7 protein-coding genes are annotated in these 8,400 nt (G+C 58.1%); 6 read left to right on the forward strand and 1 reads right to left on the reverse strand.

Translation table 11 applies throughout. The features are described from left to right. The first annotated feature begins 421 nt into the window (after window positions 1-421). A complete protein-coding gene (locus tag IBX51_RS13380; protein WP_291831783.1) occupies window positions 422-1,264 on the forward strand; it encodes a putative RNA methyltransferase in 843 nt (280 codons plus the stop codon). A 35-nt stretch (window positions 1,265-1,299) separates the two neighbouring features. Here the strand turns inward: IBX51_RS13380 and IBX51_RS13385 are convergent, their stop codons facing one another. Continuing rightward, complete coding sequence (locus IBX51_RS13385; RefSeq protein WP_291831784.1) at window positions 1,300-2,160, reverse strand: PA4780 family RIO1-like protein kinase; 861 nt, start codon at window positions 2,158-2,160, stop codon at window positions 1,300-1,302. A gap of 266 nt (window positions 2,161-2,426) precedes the next feature. Here IBX51_RS13385 and IBX51_RS13390 point away from each other — a divergent pair, with 266 nt between their 5' ends. Genes IBX51_RS13390 through IBX51_RS13410 form a run of 5 tightly spaced genes read left to right on the forward strand, consistent with a single transcriptional unit; the run spans window position 2,427 to window position 8,317 of the window. Next, window positions 2,427-3,548, forward strand: coding sequence for a DNA repair exonuclease (locus IBX51_RS13390; protein ID WP_291831785.1), 1,122 nt, complete (start codon window positions 2,427-2,429; stop codon window positions 3,546-3,548). Continuing rightward, a complete protein-coding gene (locus IBX51_RS13395) occupies window positions 3,545-6,202 on the forward strand; it encodes an AAA family ATPase (RefSeq protein WP_291831786.1) in 2,658 nt (885 codons plus the stop codon). Before IBX51_RS13390 ends, IBX51_RS13395 begins: the two co-directional genes overlap by 4 nt. After that, window positions 6,199-7,719, forward strand: a complete 1,521-nt coding sequence (locus tag IBX51_RS13400; RefSeq protein ID WP_291831787.1) for a YdbH domain-containing protein — start codon at window positions 6,199-6,201, stop codon at window positions 7,717-7,719. Before IBX51_RS13395 ends, IBX51_RS13400 begins: the two co-directional genes overlap by 4 nt. Window positions 7,720-7,751: 32 nt before the next feature. Then, window positions 7,752-7,931: a YnbE family lipoprotein gene (locus IBX51_RS13405; RefSeq protein WP_291831789.1), complete on the forward strand. Its 180-nt coding sequence runs from the start codon at window positions 7,752-7,754 to the stop codon at window positions 7,929-7,931. A 41-nt stretch (window positions 7,932-7,972) separates the two neighbouring features. Further along, window positions 7,973-8,317 carry a YdbL family protein gene (locus IBX51_RS13410; RefSeq protein WP_291831788.1) on the forward strand — a complete coding sequence of 115 codons (345 nt, stop codon included), beginning with the start codon at window positions 7,973-7,975 and terminating at the stop codon, window positions 8,315-8,317. The last annotated feature ends 83 nt before the right edge of the window (window positions 8,318-8,400 follow it).

The raw sequence follows: 8,400 nt of genomic DNA on the forward strand, positions 1-8,400 counted from the left end.
TCCAATCCATCATGGGCGCCACGCAAAAGCGGCGCGACAGGCCGGAATCAGCGGCAGAAGGAATCGGCGATGGAGCAGAAGACATAGGGAATACCTGTAAACAGCAAAGACGCAAAGCCCACGAAAGAGCAGGCGCCATAGTTTATCAGCAATACTCCATATTCGCAGTCTGCATAGCCCCGCCCTTTGGACGCCCCAATCCGAAGGCTACAAGGGGGTCTTACCCTCGGGGTCCAAATTCGCAGGCTACAAAGGGGTCAGACCCCTCGGGGTCTGACCCCACCCTTCTGCCAGCGCCAATCTCCAATGTAACAAAATGTACCGGGGTCTGACCCCAGTACATTTGATCGGGTGAAATGTCTTTGGGTCTGACCCGAGCATGTATAATCTGCGGTGGATGAGCCGGATAACAGGATATTGAATGACCATCACAGCCTTTAACGCCTTAGCCTGCCCTCTGGATGGCGCTGCCTTGCAGCGGGAGTCGGGTTCGTGGCAATGCGCCAGCGGCCACAACTTTGATGTGGCCCGTCAGGGTTATGTGCACTTGTTGCCGGTGCAGAAGAAGCGTTCGCTGGACCCGGGTGACAGCAAGGTGATGGTGGCGGCGCGGCGGCGGTTTCTGGAGGCCGGATTTTACCAGCCGATTGCGGATGCGGTGACTCGGGCCACACTGGAGGGTGTGCCGGCGGGCAATGTGATGAGCTGTCTGGATGCCGGTTGCGGTGAAGGCTATTACTTGCGGCAGTTGGCCGTGGCAACGGAACCGTCGCATTCGCTGGCCATTCTTGGCCTGGATATCTCGAAGTGGGCGGTGTTGGCGGCTGCGCGGCAGGATTCGCGGCCGAGCTGGGTGGTGGGCAGCAATGCCAACCTGCCGGTGCTGCCCGCGTCTCTGGATCGGGTGTTGTGTCTTTTTGGTTTTCCCGTGTACCCGGAGTTTGCCCGTGTGCTTCGCCCGGGCGGTAGATTACTGCAGGTGGACGCAGGGCAGGATCATCTTCGGGAGTTGCGGCAGGTTATCTATCCGGAAGTCAGAGCAGAATCGAAAAAGGTCAGCCAGACGCCGGAGGGGTTTCGTCGCGCCGGCACGGAAGATGTCCGGTTTTCCCTGCATCTGGATAGCGCTGAATCGATTGCCGATTTGCTGGCGATGACCCCGCATCTCTATCGTGCCAGCCCGGAGGGCAGGGCGCGGGCAGCGGCCCTGGAGACTTTGTCATTGACCGTGGATATTTGCCTGCAAACCTTTGAGCGTATGTAGCGATAAAAGTTTGCAGGCAAATCGTGGCCAGGGGATCAGTCGTCGCCTTCTTCGGCATCCCTCTGGCGTTCCTTGCGCTCCCATTCCTCTTCTTTGGCTGCTTCAATCACTTCCATCAGCTCGTCTACGTTGGCGCTTTCGGTGTTGTGCTCAAAGCATCCGGTCAGCTTTCTGTCGGGGTACAGGTCGCCTGATTCGTACAACGACCAGATCTCCTTGCCATAATCGGTGTTCAGCAGTTCCGGGGCAAAACGGCCAAAATAGCGGCGCATATTGTCTACGTCTCGCTCCAACATTCGCTCTGCGCTGTTGTTGCCGGCAGCGTTGACGGCCTGGGGCAGGTCAATAATGACCGGGCCAGTGGGGTCGACCAGAACGTTGAATTCCGAAAGATCGCCGTGGATCAAACCGGCGCTGAGCATGCGCACCACGTCTGAGATTACCTTGGCGTAGTAACTCCGTGCCTGCTCGGGTGCCAGCGTGACATCGTCCAGCCTTGGGGCGGCCCCACCGTCTTCATCGGCAATCATTTCCATCAGCAGTACGCCATCTACAAAGCCATAGGGCTGTGGTACGCGTACACCGGCGTCTGCCAGCCGGTAGAGGGCGTCTACCTCGGCATTCAGCCAGGCTTCTTCCTGCTCTTTCTGGCCATGGCGGGTTTTCTTGCCCATGGCGCGGGCGTTACGGCTGTTACGCACCTTGCGGCCTTCCTGGTACTGCACGGCCTGCTTAAAACTGCGTTTCTGTGCCTCTTTGTAGATCTTGGCGCAACGCACATTGTCGCCGCAGCGCACAACGTATACCTGTGCTTCCTTACCGCTCATCAACTGGTACAACACTTCGTCCACCATGCCGTCGTCGACAAGGGGCTGTAATCGTTTTGGTATCTTCATAAAGCGTTCGTTTGCCTGGTTTGTCTGGCCGGTAAATCGGTTTGGCCGGCACATCTGGGCCTATACTACCTTATTTTACAGCCCGGGCCCTGATGCCGTAGCAGAGCAGCATTGTTTGTGGTCGCGCAACCGATTTTCAAGAGATTGCAAGCAGCCCAAAGCCGGCTGAACGCTCTTTCGGTATAGTGCTCCTGATGGTGTTATTAATAGCGCTGATGAATGGCACCTGAACGGCACAAAATTCAAGTCTGTCTAGGGAAGGTAAAATGCCAAGGTTTTTGCACACTGCCGACTGGCAAATGGGGCGATCATACAGCCGCTTTGACACCGAAGACGGCGCCGCCCTGGTGGAGGCGCGATTCCAGGCCATCGAAAAGCTCGCACAGCTCGCCAAAGAGCATCACTGTGATGCGGTGCTGGTGGCAGGCGATGTGTTTGATGCACAAACCGTCTCGGACCGCACCATTCGCCGGGTATTCAACGCCACTCAAGGCTTTGCCGGCCCTTGGGTAATGCTGCCCGGCAATCACGACGCGGCGCTGGCAGAGAGCGTGTGGACGCGCGCTCTGCGATTGGGCGCTGTGCCTGACAACGTGCACCTTGCCCTTGAGCCGACCCTGATCAACCTGCAACCGCAGGGTCTGGCCATACTCTGTGCACCCTTAATGCAGCGCCACACCTACGGTGACCTGACTGACGCGTTCAGCGGTTACGATTCCGCCCAAGGCCTGATCAGGGTCGGTCTGGCCCATGGCAGCGTTCAGGGCCTGTTATCGGATGATATTGATGCCACCAATCCCATCGCTGCAGACCGTGCCGAAGCCAGTCGGCTGGATTACCTGGCTCTGGGTGACTGGCACGGCACCAAACAGATCAACCCGCGCACCTGGTATAGCGGCACACCGGAGCCTGAAAGATTCCGCAATAACGACGCCGGTAACGCTCTGATTGTGACCGTTACTGAACCCGGCGCAGTGCCGGAGGTAATCCAGATACCTACCGGGCGTTACCAGTGGCATCAATGGCGAGAGACCTTGTCCGTCGAGTCTGATCTGGACCAGCTCTTACAGCGATTGCAGGCACTGCCTGAGTCCTCCGTGCTCGACCTTCGCCTTGAAGGCTCTATCACGTTGGCCGGGGAAGACCGATTGTTGAGTGCTTTGTCGGTGGCGGAAGCCCGGTTCCGCAGCGTTCGGTGTGAGCGCAGCGGGCTTCAGCTTGAGCCCACAGACGACGACATCCAAGCGCTGAAAGCAGACGGTTACGTGGGGGAGGTGATCAACACCCTGCGCCAGCAGCAACAGGGCGATCATAGCGAAGCGGCCCGCGATGCCCTGGCGATTCTGGCAGGACTGTTAAAAGATCAGGACCAGGGGGCCAACCAATGAAATTGCATCGGATGCGCGTTGAGCAACTGCGCCAGTTTCGCAAACCCTTTGTGCTGGACAACCTGCAGCCCGGCCTGAACCTGATTCACGGCCCTAACGAATCAGGAAAAAGCACACTGGTGCGTGCCATACGCGCTGCCTTTTTTGAACGTTATCGCTCGACCGCAGTGGATGACTTACGGCCCTGGGGAGACTCAGCTGCAGCGCCCACCATCGAGCTGGATTTTGAACATCAGGACAAGCCCTGGCGGCTAACCAAAAGTTTTCTCCAGCGCAAACGCTGTGACCTGACCATTGGCACCGACAGCTACAGCGAAGACGATGCCGAAGAAAAACTGTCTGAACTGATGGGTTACCAGTACCCGAAACGTGGCATCAGTAAAGCAGAGCACTGGGGCATTCCCGGACTGCTTTGGGTAGAGCAGGGCACCGGCCAGGATCTGGAACAATCCGTGGAGCACGCCGGTGATCATTTGAAATCGGCCTTGAACTCACTGGTGGGTGAGGTGGCCAGTTCTGGCGGCGATGACGTGATCGAGGCGGTACGAGCCCAGCGGGACAGTCTGCTGACGGGCACTGGCAAGCCCCGGGGTGATTATCTGCAGCTGGACAAAGATCGTATTCAGCATGAACAGGACATAGCCGAGCTGAACGATCGTATTACCAAATACCAGGAACAGGTAGACCGCCTGGGCAAACTGAGCCAGGATTTTGATCGCGTAGAAGCAGAGCGCCCCTGGGACGACGCCCGGCGGCAACTGGAGCAAACCCGGGAACGCCACCGGCAAGTGGTGCAGCTGGAGCAGCAGCAAAACCAGGAAAAGGCCACACTCGCCCAGCTTCAGCAAAATCAGCGTTTGCTGCAACAGAACCGGGACCACCTGGAAAGTGTGAGCAAACAGCTGGCGGCGCGGAAGGCGGAACTGGACAAAGCTGAACAGGCCCTCAGTCTCGCGGAGCAGCAAACACCGGCCCTGACCAAAGGGCTGGGTGAAGCCAAAGCCGCCTATGAGACAGCGGAAAAACACCTCAAGCTGGCCCGCTTGCTGGAAACCCGGGGCCGTCTGGAACAGGACGTCCAGCGCCTTGAACAGCGTAAACAAACGCTCACCCAAAACCTGACCAAAGCCCGGGAATACCAGCAACAGGTGGATCAGGCCCGCCAGCAGGTCCGGGAAAATCGAATCGATGCCGACCAGGTAAAACAGCTTAAAAAGACCGAACATCAGCTGGCCGAAGAAACCATCCGGTCACGAACCATCGCCACCCGATTAAGCTGGCAGCTGGAGCCGGGTGCCTCACTCACCCTCAACCAGAAGCTGCTTCAAGGCCAGGGCGAGCAACAATTGCTGGAGGAATCCAGCCTGACCATCCCCGGTGTGGGCACCCTGGCGATCACTCCCGGCGGTGGCGAGCTGGCCAGCACCCGGCGCAGATTGACCGGCCTTCAGCAAGCGTTCGATGAGCAGAGCAAAGCCTTGGGTGTGGATTCGGTAGAGCAGGCTGAAAACCGCCTGGCTGCGTTCGATTCCGCGCGCAGGGCACTAACCCACGCCGAGGAGCTGCTCAAAACCGTTGCGCCAGATAGCATCGATCAGCTGGTGGCTGAACACCGCGAAGTTGAAGGCGAGCTTCAGGCCGCCACCCATCAACTGCAGGCCATGGCCCGGCCTGATAAAACCAGCCCGGTGCCGGCAGTAGTAGAAGCCGAAGCCGCATTCACCAGTGCCTCTCAGGTACTGGATAAAGCGGAAGTGGATGAGCGCAGGCATCAGGCCGAGCTTTTAACCCGAAAGCAGGCCAGAGACAGCGCAAAAGCAGAGTGGCAGCGCCTGGCCGACGAAGAGCAAAACCCGGAACGCCAGCAACAGCTCAAGCAGCTGAGCGCCGACCTGACAGACATTGAACGGCAGACAACCCGGCTGCAAGCCAGCGTGGATCAGCGTGAGCGTGACATTCGTGATGCCCGCCCGGACCTGCTCCGGCAGGATATCGAACGCTACCAGAACACCATCAACAACCTGCTCCAGACCCAGGAAGCCCGTGGCCGAGAGCTCAGAGACATCAAGGTAAGGCTGGAAGCCTGGGGCGCCGAAGGCCTCGAAGAGCAGCTCAACGAACAGCAGGCGGAGCTGGAGCAATGCAGTCGCCGTTATCAGGAATTGCATCGCCGAGCCCAGGCTCTGGATCTGCTGCTGACCTTGCTTACGGAAAAGCGCCAGGCACTGACCCGCCGGTTGCAAGCGCCGCTGCAAAAACACCTCAATCACTATTTGTCGGTGTTGTTCCCTCAGGCCAAGCTCGAAGTGGATGAACACCTGCGGCCAGGAACCTTCACCCGGGGCGCTGAACTGGGTCAGATGGCGGAGCTCAGCTTCGGTGCCCGCGAGCAGATGGGGCTGATCAGCCGGCTGGCTTATGCCGATTTGCTGCTGGAGGCCGGTCGACCAACACTGGTGATTCTGGATGACACCCTGGTACACAGTGATCAGGATCGCCTGGAAGACATGAAACGCATCCTGTTTGATGCCGCCAGTCGCCATCAGATATTGCTGTTCACCTGTCATCCTGAGAAGTGGCAGGATCTTGGGGTGCCGCCGGTGGATATTCAGGCGCTGAAAGAAGGGGCTGGAGGAGCAGCGGCACTGACATGAGTGATCGCGTCATCAGCATGGCCTACAAACCCTGGACCCGGAATGTGTTTTTGCTGGCCTGCTTGCTATTGGCGCAGCCTACATTCGCCATCGGCTGGTCGTTGATCCTTCAGCAAGGCCAGATCGGCCTGGCGCTGCCGGATGTTCAGTCGGGCGATTGGCGTGCAACCGGCATCCGTACTGATATGGTCACCTCGGTTGAAGCAGATGAGCGTAAAATCATCGTTCATTTCAAACCCGGCTCACGGCTTCAGGCGGCTCGTGTGATTCATGATCGCTCTGGCGTGGCCACTGAGCTCGATAACGTGCAAGTGGATTTGTCCGATGCGACCCTGACAGTCAATCTCAGCGGCACCGGCACTGTGATAAACCGCAGTGCATTGGCCGGCAATCTGACCATTGCTATTGGCGAAGTGCGGCACCCCGGCATCCGGCCTCAGAGCTGGCATTTTGAGGGAAGGATCGATGGCGCCTGGGCCGATCTGAATATTGACGGGCAATTGCGATCGGATTCGGGCCTGCTGGCGAACGTCACACTGCGCAACGTGCCGGAAAAATTCCTCATGGCTCGCGTCACCCTGGCTATGGCCGCAGAACAAATCAGCAAGACTCTGGCCACTACCCTGAGCGACTGGCCCGAATTGCTGGAACTGAACGCGGGGCAACTGCGAGTAGATGCAACACTTCGCCTTGAGGCTGACTCACCGTTGGCGCTTGAAGCTCGGGTGGACGCTGACAGCGTTAGCGGGCTGATGGATCGCACCGCGCTGTCCGGGCTGACCGGTCGCTTGCTGATTAACCTGGAGGATGACGCGCTGGTGGCCCGCTTTCGCGACGTGACCATTGCCCAGATCAACTCTGGCATCGGCATTGGCCCGATTCGATTTCTGGCGGATTACCGGGCGAACCAATCGGATCTTTTTGCCGGCATTCTCGATATCCAGCAAGCCAACGCAAGTTTTCTGGACGGACGATTGCGGGTAGCGCCTGGCGCCATCGATCTGGCGACAGAGCCCTGGCTGCTGCCGATCGATGTGCATGAAGTTTCTCTGGATAGGTTGCTGCAGGTATACCCGGCGGAAGGGTTTTCTGGCTCGGGAGAGCTCAGCGGTCGCGTTCCGGTTATGGTCAGCGCCTCGGGACTGTCCGTGGAGCAGGGTAAGTTAGCGGCTGTCGCACCGGGTGGCATGTTGCTGCTGCCGGCCGAGCGCCTGCAAACCATGCTCGGACGCAGCCAGGCGATGGAATTGGTAGTGCAGGCTTTGCAAAACTTTCACTATTCGGTGCTCGATAGCACGATAGACTACGATAAAGATGGCAGGCTAGTACTTGGCTTGAGGTTGGAAGGGCAAAACCCCGACATTAAAGGCGGTCAGCCGGTGGTGCTCAATATCAACCTGGAAGAAGACATCCCCGCTCTGTTAACCAGCCTTCAACTGAGCGGTAGAGTAAACGAAGCCGTAACTGAACGCGTTCGGGAGCGACTGGAACAATCCGGGCAGGAGATCATGCCATGACGAATACATTGAGGCCTCGCCGGCCGCTGGCGATGCGCGTATTGCTGATATCGATGCTGCCGCTTGCGCTCTTTGCCTGCACGCCAACGGTGCAGATGGCGGCACCAAAAGAACCGATTACCGTGAACCTGAACGTCAAGATCCAGCACGAGATCTACGTTAAAGTCGATCGAGACGTCGATGCATTGTTCACCGAAAAGGGCCTGTTCTGAATGGAACAGGACACCGCTAAAGGCTTATCAAGGGGTTGATGATGAAACGACTGATGCAACTGGGTATCTTTGTACTGGCCCTTGGCATGACGTTACCAGCGTTTGCCATGGACCTGGACGCAGCCAAACAGAAGCTGGATACCGTAAAACAACAGGGCCTGGTAGGTGAAACGCCGACAGGTTACCTGGATGTCGTCCGTGCTGGTGCCGACGCCCGGGCGGTGGTAGACGCGATCAACAGCGCTCGCCGAGCCGAGTACACCCGCATTGCCGAGCGACATGATATCCCTGTTACCCAGGTGGAAACTGTGGCTGGTCAGAAAGCCATCGAGAAAACACCGGCTGGCCAGTTTGTGCTGATCAACGGCCAGTGGGTCAAAAAATAACGTTTACTCCAGTTCCACCAGTGATGCTTCCATCAGCCTGTAAACCCAGGCTGATCGGCCGCTCTCCAAAGTCAGTTCCACCC

The sequence above is a fragment of the Marinobacter sp. genome (assembly GCF_014859525.1).
Lineage (GTDB): Bacteria > Pseudomonadota > Gammaproteobacteria > Pseudomonadales > Oleiphilaceae > Marinobacter.